This window comes from Catellatospora sp. TT07R-123, assembly GCF_018327705.1.
In the GTDB taxonomy this organism is placed as follows: domain Bacteria; phylum Actinomycetota; class Actinomycetes; order Mycobacteriales; family Micromonosporaceae; genus Catellatospora.
The window spans coordinates 473,548-491,380 of sequence record NZ_BNEM01000002.1 but is presented as its reverse complement, the minus strand read 5'-3'; the positions used below and the strand labels follow the sequence as shown (position 1 = coordinate 491,380).

The following is a 17,833-nucleotide window of genomic DNA, read 5'->3' as shown; positions in this document are numbered from 1 at the left end:
CAGCACAGGGATCACGAAGACATGGCGCCCGAGTCAGACGCGGGGGTGCCCGAAGCCGTGCGGCAGGGGCGGGATCCGGTCGATGAGGGTGCGGGCCGCTTCGATCACCAGCAGCCGGTCATAGGTCAGCGCGATGTCGTAGGTGGGCTCGGTGTCGGCTGACTTGGGCCGCGTTCGCCCCTGCCGTGCCCGCTCAGCGCGACGTTGAGCGGGCACGGCCGTCGAGCAGCCGCACCGGGACCCGGCGGGTTTCAGGCGCCGAGGGTGCGCCGTACCGAGGCCTCGGTCTGCTCGGCGGTGACGCCCGCGCCGTGCAGCAGCGCGACCACGTCGCCCTCGCCCAGGGCCAGGACGCCCAGCAGCAGGTGCTCGGTGCCGATGTGGTCGTGGCCCAGCCGCAGCGCCTCGCGGTGGCCCAGTTCGAGGGTCTTCTTCGCCGCCCCGGAGAACGGCACCGGCCCGGCGGTCTGCTGCCCGGTCGACGGGAACCGGGCGGCGACCGCCGCCGCCACGGCCTGCGGGGTCGTGCCCGCGTCGGCGACGGCCGCGGCGGCGGGGGTGCCCGGCACCGACAGCAGCGCGAGCAGGATGTGTTCGGGTCCGATGTGCTCGTGTCCGGCGAGGCGGGCGATCTCCTGCGCCTGCACCATGGTCTGGCGGGCGGCGTCGTCGTAGCGGGCGAAGACGCGCAGGTCGTTCTCGCCGCCGCCTTCCTTGGGCACGAACCGCTTCTGGGCGGCCTGCTTGGTCACGCCCATGCTCTGGCCGATGTCGGTCCAGGAGGCGCCGGAGTGGCGGGCGTTGTCGACGAAGTGGCCGATGAGGTGGTCGGCGAGTTCGCCGAGGTGCTGCCCGAGCAGTACGGCGTCGCTGAGCTGGGCCAGCGGGTCGCTGCCGGGGTTGCGCTGCTTGATGGCGTTGATGAGGTCGTCGAGTCGCGGAGTGTCAGCCATGCGTCAACCATAGGTTGACGATCGCGTGCCGTCAACCACAGGTTGACGGCAACGTCACACCGCAGGAAGCGGACGAACTTAGGGTCACCTCAGTACGGTCGGATCATGGGCGACATCACCGGCAGGGACGACATCACCACCCTCGTGCAGACCTTCTACCAGCGCGCCTTCGCCGACCCGCTGCTCGGCCCGATCTTCGTCGACATCGTGCGGATGGACCTCGACGCACACCTGCCGACCATGGTCGACTTCTGGGAGACGGTGCTGCTGCACGCCAGGACCTACCGCGGCAACACCCTCCAGGTCCACGTCGCCCTGCACCAGGTCGCGCCGCTGCACGGCGACCACTTCCTGCGCTGGCTCCAGCTGTGGCACGCCACCCTCGACGACCTGTTCACCGGCCCCGTCACCGAACTGGCCAAGACCCAGTCCACCCGGATGGCCTGGTCGCTCCAGCGCCGCCTGGGCGGCGACACCGGCAGCGAATTCACCACCATCGGCGTACGCGCCGACGCCTGACCGGCCGAAACCCGGCTCGCGCCCGCACCGGCCCGCACCGGCCCGTAGGGTGATCTCGTGGGCCGAGGCGGCGGGGTCGCGAACAGGTTCTATCCGCGCGACAGCGTGGAGTTCGGCCGCGTGCTCGCCTTCAGCGACGGCCTGTTCGCCATCGCGATGACCCTGCTCGTCGTCGAAGTCGCCGTGCCGAAACTCGTCCACGAGAACGACGTCCGTGAGCTCGCCCGCGACCTCGGCGACCTGATCCCGAACTTCGTCGGCTTCTTCCTGTCCTTCGCCGTCATCGGCCGCTACTGGATCGCCCACCACAAGCTGTTCAGCCTGCTGCGCGGCCTCGACCTCGGCATGATCGCCCGCAACCTGCTCTACCTGGCGTTCGTGGCGTTCCTGCCGTTCCCGACCGCGCTGCTGGGCGACTACTTCGGCAACCCGCTGGCCATCACCGTGTACGCCGTGGTCGCCGGGCTGGTCAGCGGCATGGAGGTGGTGCTGCTGCGCCACAGCTACCGGGCGGGGCTGCTGCGGGTGCGGCTCACCACCGAAGTGCTGCGCTGGGGCACCATCGCCTCGATGCAGCCGGTCGTGCTGTTCGCACTGTCCATCCCGGTCGCCTACTGGAGCACCCTGGCGGCCGTCGGCGTGTGGTTCCTCGCCATCCCGTGCGGCGTCTTCCTCAACCGCAGCCGCCCGGAAGGCGGCGAACTGCTGGAAGCCTGACCGCAAGGCTCAGTCCGCGGCGCCGTCGTAGGCCTCGCGGGCCTGGTGCACCTGCTCGATGTGGGTCTCGGCCCAGGACTTGATCGCGCGCTGCACAGGCAGCAGGCTGTGACCCAGGGCGGTCAGCTCATAGTCGACCCGGACCGGCACCGACGGGGTCACCGTCCGCGACACCAGGCCGTCGCGTTCCAGCGTACGCAGCGTCTGGGTGAGCATCTTCTGGCTGGCGCCGGGGATCACCCGCGACAGTCCGCTGTAGCGCAGCGGCCCGTCGGCCAGCGCGCTGATCGCCAGGGTCACCCACTTGTCGCTGAGGGTCGCCAGCAGCTGGTGGCCGGGGCACTCGGACAGGAACGCGTTGTACTCGTACCGCTCCTGCTCGCGCCGCTGCGCCGCCGATACCGTCGCCATAGGACTCTCCTTCGCGTACGTTACGCACTCGCAGGTACCTACTTACCACAAGAGAGTGTCCGCGACTAGCGTTCTGAGACATGAGAGCTGTGATCATCCGCGAATTCGGTGGCACTGAAGTACTGGAAGTGGCCGAGGTGCCGCTGCCGCAACCCGGCCACGGCCAGGTCCGCATCCACGTCCACGCCGCCTCCGTCAACCGCATCGACCTGTCCACCCGCAACGGCGCCCTGGCCCACGCCGGTCTGCTCGTGCCCGCCCCGGTGACCGGCCTCGGCTGGGACGTCTCCGGACGCGTCGACGCGGTGGGCTCCGGCACCACCCGGTTCGCCGTCGGCGACGCCGTCATCGGCCTGCGCGACGTCCTGTCGGCGCCCGGCACGCAGGCCGAGTACGTCGTGCTCGACCAGGGCGCGGTCGCGCCCGCACCGTCCAGCGTCACCCTGGTGCAGGCCGCGACGCTGCCCCTGATCGGACTGACCGCCGACCGGTCGCTGGCCATGACCGGGCTGACCGCCGGTCAGACCCTGCTGGTCACGGGCGCGGCGGGCGGCGTCGGCGGGCTGGTGCTGCAACTGGCGGCGCAGCGCGGCATCCGTACCGTCGCCGTGGCCGGCGAAGCCGACGAGCAGCTGGTCCGCGACCTGGGCGCGACCTGGTTCACGCCCCGCACCGACCAGCTCGCGGCCCGGGTCCGCGAGCTGGTGCCCGGCGGAGTGGACGCGGTGATCGACGCCGCCGTCATCGGAGTCGCGGCACACGAGGCCCTGCGGGGCGCCGGGACGTTCGTCGCCCTGGTGGCCCCGTTCGCGCCGCCGCCCCTGCGCGGCACCCGGGTGCTGGTCCAGGAGGTGTACGCCGACGGTGCCCGCCTGGCCGAGCTGTCCGCACTCGTCGACGCGGGCGTGCTGACCCTGCGCGTGGCCGACACCCTCCCGCTGGAGGACGTGGCAGCCGCCCACGACCGCCTGACCACGGGCGGCCACCGCGGCCGGCTCGTCCTGACGCCCTGAACGGCGCCCGCACCCGGCCCGCGCCCCGAACGGCGCGGGCCGGGCAGGCCCGGACCATCGCGCGCACTCCCGCCACCGATCGATGCGATGAAGGGCAGCCGGGCGGCGGAGGGTGCCCGTTGAAGATCCCCGCTAGCGTGCCGACGTGCGAAAGATAATAGGAACGATCCTCGTCTTGTACGCGCTGCTGCTGGGCTTCACGCTCACGCTGCCCTTCGCCACCACCTTCGGCGGCGCGAAGGTCGAGACGGTCACCGTCGCCGACCCGGCCGCCTGCCACGGTGCGATCGGCTTCGCCCCCTTCGCCGGGTTCCCGCAGCGCTGCGACGTCACCTGGACCACCGAGGACGGCAAGACCACCGGCACCCTCTACGGCCAGGCCGTCGACGGCCTCACCAAGGGCACCAGGCCGCCGACCTCGGCCGTCCACCAGCTCGGCAACTACGCCTTCACCGCCCCGATCGGCAACGGCCAGCTCATGATGGCGTGCCTCGCGCCGCCGATCCTCTTCATCGGACTGCACGCCCTGAGCCGCAGGCGCCGCAGGCGCCACCACCACGGCGGCGGATTCGACCTCGACCTCGACGGCGACGATGACGACGACAGCGACGACGGAGGTGACGGCGGCGACGACTGACGCCGCCCGCACACTGTCACGCGCCGGTGAGCACCGCGGCCAGCTCGCGGTGCCCCAGCTTGCGGGCATGCGCCAGCGCGGTGACGCCGTCCTTGTCCGCGATGGACGGGTCGGCGCCCGCGCCCAGCAGGATCCGGGCGATCTCGACATACGGCGCGGACCCGTCGCCGAGGATCACGCACTCCAGCAGCGCCGTCCAGCCGAGGTTGTTGACATGGTTCACGTCGATCCCCGTGGTGACCACCCGGCGCACATACTCGACGTGGCCGCGCTCGCTGGCCGGGATCACCGACACGCCGCCGTAGCGGTTGACCACGGTCAGGTCGGGCCCGGCCGGCAGCAGCACCTCCAGCATCGGCACGCTGCCGGTAACGCCGGTGACCAGCCACGGGGTGTCGTGGCGGTCGTCGGAAGCGTCCGGGTCGGCGCCCGCCGCGACGAGCACCTTCGCGACCTCCACGTGGTCGGCCGCAGCAGCCAGCAGCAGCGCCGTACGCCGGTGCCCGTCACGGGCCTCCAGTGCGGCGCCCGCGCGCAGCGCACCGGCCACGCCGTCGGCGTCACCGGCTGCGGCGGCCGCCAGCAGGTCCTGATCGGGGGAGCGGGTCATCGGGTTCTCCTTGCTCGGTGCGGTAGGGGTGCACGCGGCCAGCGCCAGAGCGCACGGCAGCACGGTTCCATAAACGCTGGCCTATCTCGTCGAGTTCGATCTTCGTACAGTCGATGAGATAGGCCAGCGTCTACATGCGGGCCACCGGTCGCGGCTCAGGCCGACACGAACGCGTGCGGAGGGTAGACCACCGCCTGGTCGGTGACCCCGACCTCGGCCAGGATCGGCTTGAGCACCTCGGCGAAGCGCTGGCACGCCTCCTCGGACTCCCACACGTCGACCACCCGGAAGCCGTGCGGGCTCTGCCCGGCGACGTGCACCAGCAGACCGGAGACGGGCCAGTCGTCGGTGCTCTCCATGCGGCCGAGGCCGCCGGTGAGTCTGCGGACGATCTCGTCGTACCGCTCCTGCGTCAGCGTCGGCCCCTCGTGAATCAGCACGACCGCCATCGTGATCCCCCGTTTCGATCTTGAATGGTGGGATCAGCATAGTTCTGTAAACGGCCTGCCCAGTACGTGAACACACAGATGGATGCAGTTCAGGCGCCTCAGCGATATGCCCGACCGACCGAGAAGATCATTCACGCGACGGTGGATGGGCCCATGCGGGAGCCATGGGCAGGGCCCGTCTACCCCACGGGGCAGTCCTTCAGGAGCGGGTACATCACTATGTCGACATACCAGTCGCCGCCGAGTCCCTCGGGCTCCACGGTGACGGTGCTGCCCGGGGCCACGTGCGCGAGGAAGTACGGCAGGCGCTCGGAGACCGGACTCTCGCAGTAGGACGTGGCGTGCGCCTGGTAGTCGGTCCACCGCAGAACCGTGATCTCCTTGCCGTCCACCAGCACATGGGCCTGGCCGGGCGTCTGGGACGTACCGATGATCCCGAAGCTGGTGCTCCAATCGGTCGGCAGCTCATGCGGCCCGGCCGCGTCGATGCGCACGACCTCGGCGGGTGCGGGCGCTCGATGCAGGACGAGCAGGTGCGACGGTGAGCCGACCTCCGGCCGCGTGATCAGATACATGGTCCAGCAGAACGCGACCACGACCGTCCCGACGATCATGACCAGCATCCCGGCAACGCGTCGGTAGTCCCGCTCGGCCCTGTTTCTGGGGCTATCGGAGTGCTTCGCTGGAGCCTCGGTCCGATCGATCGCCATGGCTGTCATGGTCGCACACACCCGCCGCCGTCCGACCGACGCTCTTTGGGGTCGACCAGGCCAGAGCCAAGGCTCTGGTTGCCAACGTCGGCGGTGATGGTGGGATGGGAAGCGACGTTACTCGGCGGCGGAGAGGGTGGGGTGGGCGCCGTGGGGTCTGATGATCGTCCGGAGGCGAGGCTGCGGGTCGAGAACTGCGGTGACGAGTTGATCGAGTTGGTGATCGAACCGTACGGGCGTGATTACTGGCTGAAGCCCGGCGAAGGTGTGTTGGTGACGACCGTCGGAATCGGGGGAGACGCGCCCTGGCCCGGAACGACGAGGCAGGACGAACCGTTCGAGGTCGACCACCGGCACGGCTCGGTGACAGTCCATGCCAATGGCGTCGACGCATACGTGAACAGTGCGGACGCGGTAACGAGCGGTCCTCAATGATCTAGGGGATTCGCGCTGATACGTGCAGCTATCCCGCCGTTGGTCGCCTGTGCCGCCGCGCTACCAGGCTTGCGTTCGGTCTGATCCTTGAACAGCTCGACGAACTGCGCACCGAAGTCGAGCCTCGGATACGCCTCCAGCACCTCCGCCCGCAGCGCCGTCGGAAACTCCGTAGCGCGGCGTCCGGAGACATCCCAGCTCGTCGCGACCTGGAGCAGGTGGGACTCGGGATCCTCGGTCGCTGGAACGTCCTTCCGCATGTGGCGCACGATGATCTCATCGGCGCGAGCGCTTCGATCCGCCGGCCAGCCGGCGGCTATGCCGAACGCCCAGGCAAGGTGCCCGCCCGCCTCCTCGAACGGCACCGTGTGGCTGTCGAAGGGCGTGGTCAGCCCGATGTCGTGCAGCATCGCGGATACGAAGTACAGCTCGTCGTCGAACGCGACATCGTGAGCGTTCGCGTAGGCCACTCCCCACAGGTAGGAGCGGACGGAATGGTTGAGCAACGCGGGCGAACAGAAGCGCGTGGCGACGTCAAGAGCCGCACGAGCAGTAGGCGTGGTGGGAAGCCCGATCGACATGTCGTCAAGGGTATCGCCACACGGACTGCGCCTCCGGCAGCCCAGAGCCACGCCGGTGAGCGTCTGCGCTATCCGACTGCGGTAGCGGTCACCGTTCACGGTTACCGGATGGCCGGCAGCCGGTCGTCGGGTTGTGGCGGCCGTCGGTTGTCGAGCCAGAAGCTGTAGCACCGCAGGTAGGTTTCGAGATCCGTGGCGATGTGCCGGGCATAGTCGGTCAGGCCTGCCAGCAGGTCTGGTTCGTCGGCATTCCTGCTGGCTTGATTGATCCAGTCGAGCACGAAGCGGCGGTCACACCACCATTCACGCACGCTGCTCGGTGTCCAGTGGTCGTCTCCGTCGGCAGCGTAGCCGCTGCAGACCTCGGCGACTGCGGCGCTGAGAACGGCGTGCAGCTGCGCATGATCGACGGGCTGCCGGTAGACGAACTCCTGGCCGTCATCGTCGTACAAGACGTGGCGGGGTGCGTAGATCCGGCCGGTCCAGCAGGTGTCGGTATCCCCGCAGTAGAACGGGCCCGGCACGTTGAGCCGGTTGCGTTCGTCCCACCGTCCCCGCAGGTAGGTCTCGGGCGCGCCGAGATGATGGAACGTGCCGCCTGGATTGTCGAAAGGCAGCTGTGCCGAGGACGCCACGGCGGCAGCCGGATCCCAGTAACCGATCAGGTCGTCCAGCACGGGCATATCCTCCCACCGATCGGTCCGACGTGCCCGACCGGCAGCGGATGGCATAGCTCACCACGATGGCAGCGGCGGCCTTCGCCCCGGGCGCTCACTGGTCGGCCGAACCGGTGCGGCTCTGCTGTACCAGTTCCTGAAGCGTCTCCAGCGCGATGGCGAAGTCCGCCGTCGGCAGCGAGATGCTCGGATTCTGATATCTCCGAGAGCCCACCCCGTATGACACGCGTCCCAGCAACGGCAGCACGTCGGTGCCCTGCACAGGCAGTTCCAGCCGCTCGCCGTCGACGAGCTCCAGCCAGATCGCCGGGTTCGAAGTCTCCGTGTGGCGTGACCGTTTGCGATAGACGGACCTGATCTCCTCCCAACCCACGATGCGGTTGCCCATGTCCGACCGCACTCTGACCCCGCGCGGCCCGACCTGGATGCCCACCAGGTACTCGTGCCTGAGGATGAAGAACCCGAGGCTCAGGAACACATAGGCGCCCGCCCAGGTCGCGACCGTCGTGAAACCCTTGATGATGGTCAGCCACGTGAGCCCGACGAACGCGAGGACCACGACCACCTGAAGGAAGAAGTTGAAGATCTGCATACCGGTGACGGGATGAGGGCGACGCCAACGAAACATGCCTGCATTGTCGTGACGAGCGCAAGTCTCCACGCCGGCGCAGCTCGCGGCGGATCGACGGCTCAGCATGGTTGCGGGTGAGGTTCCGGTCGGCCGGACGTTGACGACCCGAGACATCCGCGATCGTCAGGCTGAAATCACCCGTTCCCGGTCCGCGGCCGACGTCGATCGAAGTCGCGTACTGCCGCTCACCGGTCGGCCGCACGATCGGCTGGGCAGGCTCTAAGCTGCTGGCTGTGCTTCATCGGGACTTGCCGGCCATGCTGGCCGTTGCGCTCAAGGCGCCCTTCGCCACCGACCACGAGGGCCATGACTTCGAGCCTTCTGACGAGTTCGATTCGTTGGAGGAGACCGCGGAATGGTGGACGGCCTGGACCGGCAACGAAGACGCCGGCACGCCGCCTTTCCGTGTCTTCGGCAAGGACGGCTCGGGCGGCCTGGCGGCCGTCTGGCTGCGCGACCCGGACGCTGCGATCGAGACCCAGCCGGTGGTGTTCCTCGGCTCCGAGGGCCAGCTGGCCGTGATCGCCAAGAGCCTCGGTGACTTCCTGTGGCTGTTGGCCGACGGCGTCGGTCCCTTGGAAGCGGTCGACGGCCTGAATCGCGTGCCCGAGCCGATTCCCGAGCTCATCGCGCTCGCCCCCGGTGAGCCGCGCTCGATCGAGGAGGTCCTCGCCGAGGCCGAGACGATGCTGGCCGCCCTGGAGGAGCTCGTCGAGGAAACCTGCAACGGCCCATTCGACGACGACGGGGAACCGCTCTAAAAGAGTCTGCGGTACGCGCGACCGGCGAGGATCTCGTCGGTGGTCTTGCCGCGTCCAGCGTTGCGAACAGGCTCGTGACCTCGGCGCGAAGGCAGGGACCTCAGCCTGCGGCGAGGTGGCGCTCGACGGTGGCGACCTTCGACTCCAGGGCGCCGCTCACCCCGTCGCGCCAGTCCAGCTTGAGCACCAGGCCCACGCGCGGCGACTTCGCCTTGACGGCCTCGGTCGCGGCCTTGATCACGGCCATGACCTCGTCCCAGGACTCGCCCTCGACGGTGGTGAACATCGCGTCGGTGCGGTTGGGCAGGCCGGAGGCCCGCACGACCCGGACCGCCTCGGCGACGAGCGCGCCGACGTCCTCCCCGGCACCGACGGGCGAGACACTGAACGCGACCAGAACCGACATGCCGCGACGCTACCACCGCAGGTTCGCCAGGGCCGCGGACCCCGATGATCGTCTACTACACTGCGGGCGGCGGGGCCGTAGCGCAGAACTCGTCGCGTCGCATTGCTCATGCGAAGGACGCCGGTGGAAATCCGGCCGGTCCCGCCCCCGTTCACCGACAGGTGGCCGGAAGTTTGCCCCGCCCGCCTACGCTGCCGACGTGACGCAGGAGGCGCGCAGAGCGAGAACTCCCTGGCCGGCCGTGCTCATGGTGCTCGCGGTCTGCCTGGGCGTGCCGACGTACTTCGTCTATGCGTACGTCTCCGACGCGCAGACGGTGAAAGAGCTGCCGGGACCGGCCGCCGCGTATTTCGACGCGCTGATCGCCGGGGACCACGGCAAGGGCTACGACCTGATGTGCCAGAGCCGCCGGTCATGGGCCACGCGCGAGGAGTGGCGGGGCGACCGCAACATGGAACCCCACGTCGTCGGATACCGCGTGATCAAGGGGCGGGTCAACCGCGACACCGAAGGCCCGATCTCGTACAGCGTCGAGATCGAACTGCGCTACTCCGACGGCGGCGTCGAGCGGATCTCCCTGCCCATGGTGCAGGAGCACTCGGCGTGGAAAGTGTGCACCGACCGGGGCTACTGACCATGCCGTCCAGGGGCGGCGAGCGCAGCCTCCGCCCGGTACGGTCAGCCGATGCCGTCGCCCCGTGATCTGAATCCGGTGTCCGGGACCTCCGCCGTGCCGAAGCCGGGCGGTGCGGGCCAGGTGATCGGCTGCGCGCTCGGCCTGCTGGGCCATGCCGTCAGCATCGGCGTAGTGCCGGCCGTCCTGCCTACGGTGCCGCCCGGCACGGACCTCGAGTCCGGCGGCAGATTCGGCGTGGTCTTCACCGCCGTGTGCCTGCTCGCCGGGACCCAGACGCTGCTGCTCACTACGGTCGTGTTGCTGTCCCTGGGCCGCGGAGCCGGTTGGCGCAGAGGGCTGTGGGCCGGGTGGGCGGCCGGGCTGGCCTCCTGGCTCGGGCTGCTGGCCCTGTGGATCGCCACCGGCTGACGGCGGCGACCACCTGCCAGTGGCGGCCGACATCGGCTGGGTGCCAGGTCGTCGCAGCCCGGCGGCTCCTGCGTGGCATGTGGCCGCAGAAGTCGCCGGGCTGAGCGGCCCGGCGCGTGCGGCCGGACGGATCTGTGCGGGCTACGCGGGCACGGGCGGCACGGTCACCTGCGCTGGGACGGCCCGGTGGCGCCGCGCCAGCTGGTGCGCGTACACGAGCAGGAAGATCGTGACGTGGAGCAGCGGGCTGATACCGACGAGGAAGGCGAAGGCCGGCACGGTCCTGCCGCCGAAGAAGTACTCCATCCCCATGGTGTCGAAGTGGCTCAGGGTGCTGTGCATGTGCCTGAACCAGAACGAGACCGCCACGGCGACCACGACGATGTTCCAGGAGAGCACTGGCCGCCCGCCCCTGGCGACCAGGACCGCCAGCATGCCCAGCGCACCGGCGCTCAGCGCCCAGCAGGTCAGGTCGATGAGGGTCGACCTGAACGGGAGCCTCTCCACCAGGAGGATGCCGACCGTGGTCATGTAGGGGACGCCGACGGCCCACAGGGGTACGAGCACCGGGCGGATCAGCTGCGTCACCCCCGTGGTGACACCTGCGCAGACGATCCCCACCACGGCGGCGGCCACGATGCCGGCCGCGCCCACCCACGCCTGCCGGGCGATGGTGCCCGTGTCGAAAGAGGTCAGCAACCTGAAGGCGAACCAGGGGTACAGCACCGGCACGCCCGCGAGCACCGCGAGCGACAGCAGCATGTGCGCGAGGTTGCGCCCCGGCCGGACCACGATCGCCGGCTCGCGGTGCGGCCGTGAGGTGGCGAGGCTCGCCGCGTATCGCAGCCGACGCGCTGTCCCCGGCATGGCGTGCAGCTCTGCGCGCCACTCGGCGAGCATCTCGGCCCGCATCTCGGTCGGCCAGCGCCGGGCCGCGCTGGTGAGGAACGCGTGGCACAGGCGCCTGATCATGCGGTGGCCTCCTTCGCTACGGTGTGGGTCGGCACGGTCCTGGTCTGCTCGTGCAGTTCGGCGAGCCGCTGGCGGGCGACCGGCAGCGCCGCCGGGGTGAGCCGGTAGTACGCGCGGGCGGGGCGGCCCACCGCGGACGGGTCGACCTGCTCCCACCGCTTCTCCAGCCAGCCAGCCTCGGTGAGCCTGGCCAGGATCGGATACAGCGTTCCGCTGGGCAGTTCGGACGATTGCATCAGCTCCATTCCGTAGTGGTCGCCGCCCGGGTCGGCGGCGAGGGCCGCGAGGACTCGTGCGACAGGCACAGTCAAGCGAATCTCGGCGATCATAGTAGAGACTCTACATAGGGTAGTGCGGTGGAGATAGCGCGGGGTTCAGATTTCCCGATGCGACGAACGGCGGGCCGGGCGGCGGCGGCGGATTGTCGGGCGTGGGGTTCACGACGCCGATGCGGCGACCTCGACCTGGTCGCCTGCCGGTGCGTCGGCGATCGACTCGCGGGTGAGGAACCGTTCGGCCAGGCGTACCGACGGGTGGAACCCCGCGACGGCCAACAGCGAGATGCCCGCGATCACCAGCCAGCCCGCGCCGGGTAGGCCGGCGGGGTGCCACGACATGGCCAGGAACGTGTACAGGGCCGGTGCCCAGCGGCCGCCCAGGGTGCTGAACACCTCGGCGACGCCGCCGTACTCGCCGCGTCTGGCGGGGTCCATGAGCTTGGCCTGAAACGCCCAGTTGGCGCCCGAGAAGTACAGCTCCGCACCGGTCACGGCCACGTGGCCCAGCCACACGAGGAGCATCGTCACCAGTCCGGCCGTGCTGTGCGTGGCCATGGTGATCAGACAGGCGGCGACGAAGAAGAGGCCGGCGATGCGTACCGAGCGAAGCGCGTCCGAGGTCGTCTCGACTCCGCGTGAGGTGTAGGCGGGCAGGAAGATGCACAGCACCGTGTTGGTGCCGAACAGCCATGCCAGCAGCCAGTGCGGCGCGTCGGTGGCCTGCACCAGCCACAGCGGGATCACGACGTTCAGCAGGACCTGGTTGGTCCACATCGTGCCGCTGAAGAAGCTGCTCAGCATCCAGCCGACGTTGCGCAGCGGCCCTCGGCGGGCCGGCTTCACCGCCGAGGTCCGCCGTCCGGACGCCGACCGCGCGAGGTCGTGCGGCGCCCGCGGCAGCCGGGCGATGAACACCGCGTTGAGTATCCCGATGGCCAGGGTGAACAGGGGCATCCACCGGATCAGGGCCAGGTCGTCGACGGCCAGTGCGACACCGCCGATGAGCGCGCCGAGGGTGAAGCCGACGTTGAGCGCGGAGTACATGTAGGCCTGCGTCGCCACCCGTTCCTGTTCGGGCATCACGTCCAGGACGTAGGCGTTGCGGCCGGCCCCGGCGGCGTTCTCGACGATCTCGAAGCAGACGACCATCGCGAGGTAGCCGCCGAAACTGGTGATGAACGGCCAGGCGCCGAACATCATGGCCGCCACGAACGCGCCGACCGCCCACATCCGCTTCGGTCCGATCCGGTCGGTCAGCTTGCCCGCGGGGTAGGCCAACAGGAACGACACGACGCCGGCGGCGGTGAGCCCGAGCCCGACCTGCGCCGCCCGCAGGCCGACCACCTGGGTGAAGAAGACCGCCGAGCCGGTGAGGAACGTGCCCTCCGCGGTCGCGAACAACAGGGACTGGGTCGCGAGCCGCCGCGACAGCGGCGTCGGTGGGATCAGTCGGCGCAGGGATGCTCGGAGTGGAAACACGGGCCAATCTGACCAGGAACAGCCGCGGTCCTCACCCGAATTACCGACGGCGGCCGCGCCATCGCCCGCCCCCCCGGTATGACCATGTCGGGTGGACGGGCGACGGCGCGACCGCCTGGAGTTCAGGAGGTGGCCAGGTCCCGCGCGGTCACCGTGGCGGGTGGCGAAGCGGGGCGGCGGGCCCAGGACGGCAGCTCCCCGGGCACCAGGCGGCGCAGCCGCTCCGGCACCCGCACCTGATGCCCGATCGGCAGCAGGTAGAGCAGCAGCGCGCCGCTCATCGCCAGGTCGAAGCTGATCAGTCCCATGGTGAGCGCGATCAGGTCGTGGAAGAGCAGCCCGGCCCACAGCAGCAGCCGCTTGGCCGGTGGACGCAGCAGGATCGCCACGGCCAGGGCGAATTCGAGTGCTATCGAGGACCAGGTGAGCAGCGACACCCCGACCGGTGAGTCGGTGATGACATCGGTGAGCGGGCGCAGCCAGTCGGGTGCGCCGAAGGTCGGGTGACGCAGCCAGTAGAACATCGCCGTGCCGTCGGACCACTCGGCCACGCCCATCTTGGCGACGGAGGCCTGGAAGTACAGCACCGCCACCTGGACCTGGATGAGCAGCAGGGCGACGTACGCGGCGACGCGTCCCGCGCCGGTGCGCCCGGCCGGCGGGGCCTGCCAGTGCCAGCGGCGCGGATCGGTCAGCGTCAGCGGGATCAGCAGCAGCGTGAGCACCGTGGTGATCTGGTCACCGCCGTCCTGGATGGTGACGTTGGCGATCAGGCTCCACGACACGTACCAGTGCGCGAGTCCGGTGATGCGCGGACGCCAGCCCGCCGCGGTCACCAGCAGCACCACGACGCTCAGCCACCGGGCCGCCTCACCGTGCCAGGCCGGCACCAGGCACCACACGCCGGCCTGGGTCAGGCCCAGGCACGTCGGCGGGACCACCCCCGTGGACAGTGGGGACATCAGCACCTCGGGGGAGGTGGCCAGCAGGGTGCCGAGGGTGCCCAGGGCCAGGACGGTACGGCCCAGACCCAGACCCGAGCCCCACGGTGCCGCCGCCATCCGAGCGCGTGCCCACCGCCCCAGCGAGCTCAGCGCCCGGGTCAGCACGTCACCCTCACCCGTACGACCTTCGACGGCATGACGGTCGGCAGATCGTGCCACGCCCATGGCAGCACCTCCTGGATGGCCACCCCGACGTCACCGCAGATGGTGCGGTGCGTCGAGAAGTTGATCACGGTATGTTGCGGGGACAGCTCGGACAGGCACTCGATGGGCGTGCGGCGGCAGGCCGACCAGTCGTCGCTGGGCACCTGCCGGAGCACGAGCGCCATCTCGGTGCCCTGGGACCGGGCCAGCCGGTCCAGCCCCATCAGGTTCTCCACGTTGGCCTGCGGACCCGCGTTCAACGAGTGCCAGGCACCGCCGGGACCCAGTCCGTACACGGTCGCCTCCGGGTCCTTCGGGCTCTTGGTGAAGAACGCCCAGCCCTCCGGCATCAGCGACCGGATCACCTGCTTGTCGTAGAACGGAAGCTTGAACGCCGTGGCCGGCAGCGCGGCGTGCAGCACGTACCCGGCCAGGATCATCGCCAGCACCGCGACCGTCGCGACCCGGCGGCCGAGCCGAAGGTCCTCGTGCTCGGACGCGGGCGGCGGAGCGGAACCCAGTCCGTCGTCCCGGCCGTCGTGCTCGGCCCCCGCGCCGTCGCCCTCGGCACCGGCGTCTCTGGTGGTGCGGTGCTGCAGCACCGCGCTGCGGTCACTCATCTTCGGACTTCCTCCCTTCGCTGAACCGTCGGTACGTCAGTAGGCCTTGGCCTGGAGGTTCACCGCGATGTTGCGGATCATCACCTCCTGGACCAGGTCCAGCACCTTCGCCGCACCCGGTTCGGCGGGCCAGACGATGGCCGCGAAGACGACGGCGAAGGCGGCTGCGGCGACCTCCACGTACAGCGCGACGTCGTTGTCGATCCACAGGATGTCGCCGTTGTACAGGGACAGCTCGCTGTCGAGCGTGATCGCCGTGATCAGGTGCTGCTTGCTGATGCCGTCGATGACCCTGTCCACGGCCTGGAGGATCAGGTCCTTGCCGTACAGCTTCTCCAGCACGTCCTTGGCGAGGACGGCGAGCTGACGCAGCGCGTCCTGGACCTTGACCGGGTCGCCGCTCTGGATCTGCTCGGCGAAGGAGCTCCCCGCACGCCAGCCCGCGACCGCCTCCGCCACCGCCGCCTCGCTCTTGAGCAGCACATCGGTGCGCTCGGGCCGGGGACGGTTCAGCGACGACAGGTACCCGGCCGCGGGCCCGTCGTTGAACAGCACCGCGACCGCCAGGTCCGCCGGCTTGAACACCGGCACCCCCGACCGGTCACCGGCATTGCCCGTCCCCGGCTGGACGAAGCCCACCAGCGCGGCCACGGCCAGTCCGGCCGCCCCCACCTTCCAATGCCTGCGTAGCGAGCCGAGTATTCCCACTCCACTCCCACCCTTCTTCTGCCGACCGGCCCCCGTCGGGCCGGTCGACAGCAAGCGTGTGGAAGTCCGAGCGCCGCGGACAGGGCCACTGGACGCCGCCTTCGCCGCCGCAGTGGCCCTGTCCGCACCTCCGACGGCCGTCGACCTGGGCCACAACCTGAGCACAACCGGAGCACGACCGCACCACAGGCGAGCCTGCGTAGATCTGTGCCGTGCCTTATCGACAGCCTTTGACGGTCGCCGTGACGCTCGACCGCAATGTGACCCGACCACTGCGGGAACAGATCGCCGAGCAGGTCGGCGCCGCGGTGGACGACGGCCTGTTCCCGCACGGGGTGCGGATGCCGTCGACCCGGACGCTGGCGGCGGCGTTGGGCGTCTCCCGGGGAGTGACCGCCGAGGCGTACGACCTGCTGGCCCAGCGCGGCTACCTGCACAGCCTGCGCGGGTCGGGCACATACGTGGCGGCTGCCACCGGTGCCGGTGCCGCCTCCCGGCTCCCGCGCGAACCCCGCGCTGCCGAGGTCGACCTGCGGCCCGGGCAGGCCGCCGGTGAAGCGTTTCCGCTGGCCGCCTGGCGCAGGGCGTGGCGGTCGGCCAGCTTCCGGACGCCGCCGACGACCGCCATGCCGCAACTCGGCCTGCCCGAGCTGCGGCATGCGATCGCTGAGCACGTCCAACGCAACCACGGAGTGTCCCTGACCGGGCGCGAGGTCGTGGTCGCCGCCTGCCGGGCGCATGCGCTGCGCGCCGTACTGGAGGCGCTGGACGCGTGCGGTCCCCGGGCGGCGGTCGAGGAACCGGCCCCGCCGACCCTGTGGCGGGCGGCCGCGGACGGCAGCGGCCGGCCGGTGGCGATGACGGTCGACGACCGGGGCGCCTGCCTGGACCAGGTGCCCGGCAGCTGCCGGGCGATGGTGCTCAGCCCCGGCGCGCACCTGCCCTTCGGCGGGGTCCTGTCGGCCGACCGCCGGGCACAGGCGGCCCAGTGGGCCGACCGGACCGGCGGGACGCTGATCGAGATCGCCGGCGACCGGCATCCGTCGCCGGCCGCCGGCCAGCTGCCCAAGCTGCTGTCGCTCACCGGACCTGCGCGGTCGGTGCTGGTCGGTGACTTCTGCGAGGTGCTCACGCCGGCGCTGCAGATCGGCTACGCGATCGTGCCCAGCCGGCTGGCCGCGGCGGTGGGCCGACGGATCCGGGACCAGGCCGTTGCGCCGCCGTACGTCTCCCAGCTCGCGATGGCGCGCCTGCTGTCCGACGGCACGGTCGAACGGCTGATGCACCGGCTCAGTCTGATCGACGAGCAGCGGCGCAGGGTGATGGTCGCACAGGCTGCCGCGGCCGCGCCGTTACGTCCGCTCATCGCCGGTGCGGCGGGGACCGCGCTGCTGCCGCTGCCCGGGATGGATGCCGGGCGGATCGCGGCAGCACTACGCGACCAGGGTGTACGGGTGTCGACCTTGAACCCGTACCACTTCTCGGCCGCGCCCGTGCGTTCGGCACTGGTCCTCGGGTACGGCCATCTCACCGAGCCCGCGCTGCGCCGTGGACTCTCGACACTCGCCCGGCTGCTGACGCCGGCCATGCCGACGCCTGCTCGGGTGTCGGCATGAAGGGGGCGGAACCCATGCCGGAACCCGCGATGCCGCTGCTGGTGTACGACGGGGACTGCGGCTTCTGCACCCGCAGTGTGCTCTGGCTGCGGTCGATCCTGTCGGCCTGGCCCGACGCGCGTCCGTGGCAGGTGCTGGACCTGTCGGCCCTGGGCCTGACACGCGCGGACGCGGACACGGCCGTTCAGTGGATCTTCCCGGACGGCGGTTCGGTCTCCGGCGTGCAAGCGTTCGCCCAACTGTTCCGGTATCAGCCCGAATGGAGATACCGCCTGGTGGGACGCCTGCTCGGGACGGTTCCGCTGCGATATCCGGCGGCGGTGGTCTACCGGTGGATCGCCCGCAACCGTCACCGGCTGCCGGGCGGCACCGCGGCATGCGCCGTGTCCGCAGGCCCGCCCGGCAGCAGATGACGGCGAGTCGCCGTTGTCTCCGCAGCTAGGTTCCTAGGATGCCT

Annotated in this window: 26 protein-coding genes and 1 tRNA gene; 11 read left to right on the top strand and 16 right to left on the bottom strand. The window is 70.4% G+C overall.

The window, feature by feature from the left end:
• Positions 1-33: 33 nt before the first annotated feature.
• Positions 34-216, bottom strand: a complete 183-nt coding sequence (locus tag Cs7R123_RS22575) for a hypothetical protein (protein WP_212829710.1) — start codon at positions 214-216, stop codon at positions 34-36.
• A 35-nt stretch (positions 217-251) separates the two neighbouring features.
• Complete coding sequence (locus tag Cs7R123_RS22570; protein WP_212829709.1) at positions 252-953, bottom strand: Clp protease N-terminal domain-containing protein; 702 nt, start codon at positions 951-953, stop codon at positions 252-254.
• Between the two features lie 105 nt (positions 954-1,058).
• Here Cs7R123_RS22570 and Cs7R123_RS22565 point away from each other — a divergent pair, with 105 nt between their 5' ends.
• On the top strand, positions 1,059-1,472 hold the full coding sequence (locus Cs7R123_RS22565; protein WP_212829708.1) for a group III truncated hemoglobin: 414 nt from the start codon (positions 1,059-1,061) through the stop codon (positions 1,470-1,472).
• A gap of 57 nt (positions 1,473-1,529) precedes the next feature.
• The gene (locus Cs7R123_RS22560; protein WP_212829707.1) at positions 1,530-2,189 is read left to right on the top strand and encodes a TMEM175 family protein; all 660 of its coding nucleotides are present in this window, start codon (positions 1,530-1,532) and stop codon (positions 2,187-2,189) included.
• Between the two features lie 9 nt (positions 2,190-2,198).
• On the opposite strand, the gene Cs7R123_RS22555 is transcribed toward Cs7R123_RS22560, so the two are convergent.
• On the bottom strand, positions 2,199-2,600 hold the full coding sequence (locus tag Cs7R123_RS22555) for a helix-turn-helix domain-containing protein (protein ID WP_212829706.1): 402 nt from the start codon (positions 2,598-2,600) through the stop codon (positions 2,199-2,201).
• A gap of 80 nt (positions 2,601-2,680) precedes the next feature.
• Between Cs7R123_RS22555 and Cs7R123_RS22550 the strand changes: the two genes are divergently transcribed.
• Both Cs7R123_RS22550 and Cs7R123_RS22545 read left to right on the top strand, forming a co-directional pair.
• Positions 2,681-3,613: an NADP-dependent oxidoreductase gene (locus Cs7R123_RS22550; RefSeq protein WP_212829705.1), complete on the top strand. Its 933-nt coding sequence runs from the start codon at positions 2,681-2,683 to the stop codon at positions 3,611-3,613.
• Between the two features lie 145 nt (positions 3,614-3,758).
• Positions 3,759-4,250, top strand: a complete 492-nt coding sequence (locus Cs7R123_RS22545) for a hypothetical protein (RefSeq protein WP_212829704.1) — start codon at positions 3,759-3,761, stop codon at positions 4,248-4,250.
• A gap of 16 nt (positions 4,251-4,266) precedes the next feature.
• Here Cs7R123_RS22545 and Cs7R123_RS22540 read toward each other — a convergent pair whose 3' ends face one another.
• The 3 genes from Cs7R123_RS22540 to Cs7R123_RS22530 form a co-directional block, all read right to left on the bottom strand.
• Positions 4,267-4,860 carry an ankyrin repeat domain-containing protein gene (locus Cs7R123_RS22540; RefSeq protein WP_212829703.1) on the bottom strand — a complete coding sequence of 198 codons (594 nt, stop codon included), beginning with the start codon at positions 4,858-4,860 and terminating at the stop codon, positions 4,267-4,269.
• A gap of 155 nt (positions 4,861-5,015) precedes the next feature.
• Entirely contained in the window at positions 5,016-5,300 is a 285-nt protein-coding gene (locus tag Cs7R123_RS22535; RefSeq protein WP_212829702.1) for a hypothetical protein, read from the bottom strand.
• Positions 5,301-5,488: 188 nt separating this feature from the next.
• Positions 5,489-5,923, bottom strand: coding sequence for a hypothetical protein (locus Cs7R123_RS22530; RefSeq protein WP_212829701.1), 435 nt, complete (start codon positions 5,921-5,923; stop codon positions 5,489-5,491).
• Positions 5,924-6,169: 246 nt separating this feature from the next.
• On the opposite strand from Cs7R123_RS22530, the gene Cs7R123_RS22525 reads away from it, so the two are divergent.
• Positions 6,170-6,454 (top strand): hypothetical protein, encoded by a 285-nt coding sequence (locus Cs7R123_RS22525; protein WP_212829700.1) that lies wholly within the window; start codon positions 6,170-6,172, stop codon positions 6,452-6,454.
• Here the strand turns inward: Cs7R123_RS22525 and Cs7R123_RS22520 are convergent.
• From Cs7R123_RS22520 to Cs7R123_RS22510, 3 genes are all read right to left on the bottom strand, one after another.
• The gene (locus tag Cs7R123_RS22520; RefSeq protein ID WP_212829699.1) at positions 6,448-7,035 is read right to left on the bottom strand and encodes an HD domain-containing protein; all 588 of its coding nucleotides are present in this window, start codon (positions 7,033-7,035) and stop codon (positions 6,448-6,450) included. The two genes, Cs7R123_RS22525 and Cs7R123_RS22520, sit on opposite strands and share 7 nt — an antisense overlap.
• A 101-nt stretch (positions 7,036-7,136) precedes the next feature.
• Complete coding sequence (locus Cs7R123_RS22515) at positions 7,137-7,712, bottom strand: hypothetical protein (RefSeq protein ID WP_212829698.1); 576 nt, start codon at positions 7,710-7,712, stop codon at positions 7,137-7,139.
• Between the two features lie 94 nt (positions 7,713-7,806).
• Positions 7,807-8,304, bottom strand: a complete 498-nt coding sequence (locus tag Cs7R123_RS22510) for a PH domain-containing protein (protein WP_212829697.1) — start codon at positions 8,302-8,304, stop codon at positions 7,807-7,809.
• 272 nt (positions 8,305-8,576) lie between these two features.
• Here Cs7R123_RS22510 and Cs7R123_RS22505 point away from each other — a divergent pair, with 272 nt between their 5' ends.
• The gene (locus Cs7R123_RS22505; protein ID WP_212829696.1) at positions 8,577-9,104 is read left to right on the top strand and encodes an SMI1/KNR4 family protein; all 528 of its coding nucleotides are present in this window, start codon (positions 8,577-8,579) and stop codon (positions 9,102-9,104) included.
• 100 nt (positions 9,105-9,204) lie between these two features.
• Here the strand turns inward: Cs7R123_RS22505 and Cs7R123_RS22500 are convergent, their stop codons facing one another.
• Positions 9,205-9,510 (bottom strand): MTH1187 family thiamine-binding protein, encoded by a 306-nt coding sequence (locus Cs7R123_RS22500; protein WP_212829695.1) that lies wholly within the window; start codon positions 9,508-9,510, stop codon positions 9,205-9,207.
• A 71-nt stretch (positions 9,511-9,581) separates the two neighbouring features.
• Here Cs7R123_RS22500 and Cs7R123_RS22495 point away from each other — a divergent pair.
• The 3 genes from Cs7R123_RS22495 to Cs7R123_RS22485 all read left to right on the top strand — a co-directional run bounded on the left by Cs7R123_RS22495 (position 9,582) and on the right by Cs7R123_RS22485 (position 10,555).
• Positions 9,582-9,654 (top strand) — tRNA-Ser (locus Cs7R123_RS22495).
• A gap of 55 nt (positions 9,655-9,709) precedes the next feature.
• Positions 9,710-10,144 carry a hypothetical protein gene (locus Cs7R123_RS22490; protein ID WP_212829694.1) on the top strand — a complete coding sequence of 145 codons (435 nt, stop codon included), beginning with the start codon at positions 9,710-9,712 and terminating at the stop codon, positions 10,142-10,144.
• A gap of 51 nt (positions 10,145-10,195) precedes the next feature.
• Positions 10,196-10,555: a hypothetical protein gene (locus Cs7R123_RS22485; RefSeq protein WP_212829693.1), complete on the top strand. Its 360-nt coding sequence runs from the start codon at positions 10,196-10,198 to the stop codon at positions 10,553-10,555.
• Positions 10,556-10,696: 141 nt separating this feature from the next.
• Here the strand turns inward: Cs7R123_RS22485 and Cs7R123_RS22480 are convergent, their stop codons facing one another.
• From Cs7R123_RS22480 to Cs7R123_RS22455, 6 genes are all read right to left on the bottom strand, one after another.
• On the bottom strand, positions 10,697-11,527 hold the full coding sequence (locus Cs7R123_RS22480) for a hypothetical protein (RefSeq protein ID WP_212829692.1): 831 nt from the start codon (positions 11,525-11,527) through the stop codon (positions 10,697-10,699).
• On the bottom strand, positions 11,524-11,832 hold the full coding sequence (locus Cs7R123_RS22475; protein ID WP_308442910.1) for a helix-turn-helix transcriptional regulator: 309 nt from the start codon (positions 11,830-11,832) through the stop codon (positions 11,524-11,526). The genes Cs7R123_RS22480 and Cs7R123_RS22475 overlap by 4 nt, the downstream gene beginning before the upstream one ends.
• A 132-nt stretch (positions 11,833-11,964) precedes the next feature.
• Positions 11,965-13,206: an MFS transporter gene (locus tag Cs7R123_RS22470; RefSeq protein WP_244872081.1), complete on the bottom strand. Its 1,242-nt coding sequence runs from the start codon at positions 13,204-13,206 to the stop codon at positions 11,965-11,967.
• Between the two features lie 200 nt (positions 13,207-13,406).
• Positions 13,407-14,393: a sporulation-delaying protein SdpB family protein gene (locus Cs7R123_RS22465; RefSeq protein WP_212829690.1), complete on the bottom strand. Its 987-nt coding sequence runs from the start codon at positions 14,391-14,393 to the stop codon at positions 13,407-13,409.
• Positions 14,387-15,052, bottom strand: coding sequence for an SdpA family antimicrobial peptide system protein (locus tag Cs7R123_RS22460; RefSeq protein ID WP_212829689.1), 666 nt, complete (start codon positions 15,050-15,052; stop codon positions 14,387-14,389). Before Cs7R123_RS22460 ends, Cs7R123_RS22465 begins: the two co-directional genes overlap by 7 nt.
• Positions 15,053-15,088: 36 nt before the next feature.
• Entirely contained in the window at positions 15,089-15,724 is a 636-nt protein-coding gene (locus Cs7R123_RS22455; protein ID WP_212829688.1) for a hypothetical protein, read from the bottom strand.
• A 296-nt stretch (positions 15,725-16,020) separates the two neighbouring features.
• On the opposite strand from Cs7R123_RS22455, the gene Cs7R123_RS22450 reads away from it, so the two are divergent.
• Both Cs7R123_RS22450 and Cs7R123_RS22445 read left to right on the top strand, forming a co-directional pair.
• Entirely contained in the window at positions 16,021-17,376 is a 1,356-nt protein-coding gene (locus Cs7R123_RS22450; protein ID WP_212829687.1) for a PLP-dependent aminotransferase family protein, read from the top strand.
• Between the two features lie 29 nt (positions 17,377-17,405).
• Positions 17,406-17,789: a thiol-disulfide oxidoreductase DCC family protein gene (locus Cs7R123_RS22445; protein WP_212829686.1), complete on the top strand. Its 384-nt coding sequence runs from the start codon at positions 17,406-17,408 to the stop codon at positions 17,787-17,789.
• The last annotated feature ends 44 nt before the right edge of the window (positions 17,790-17,833 follow it).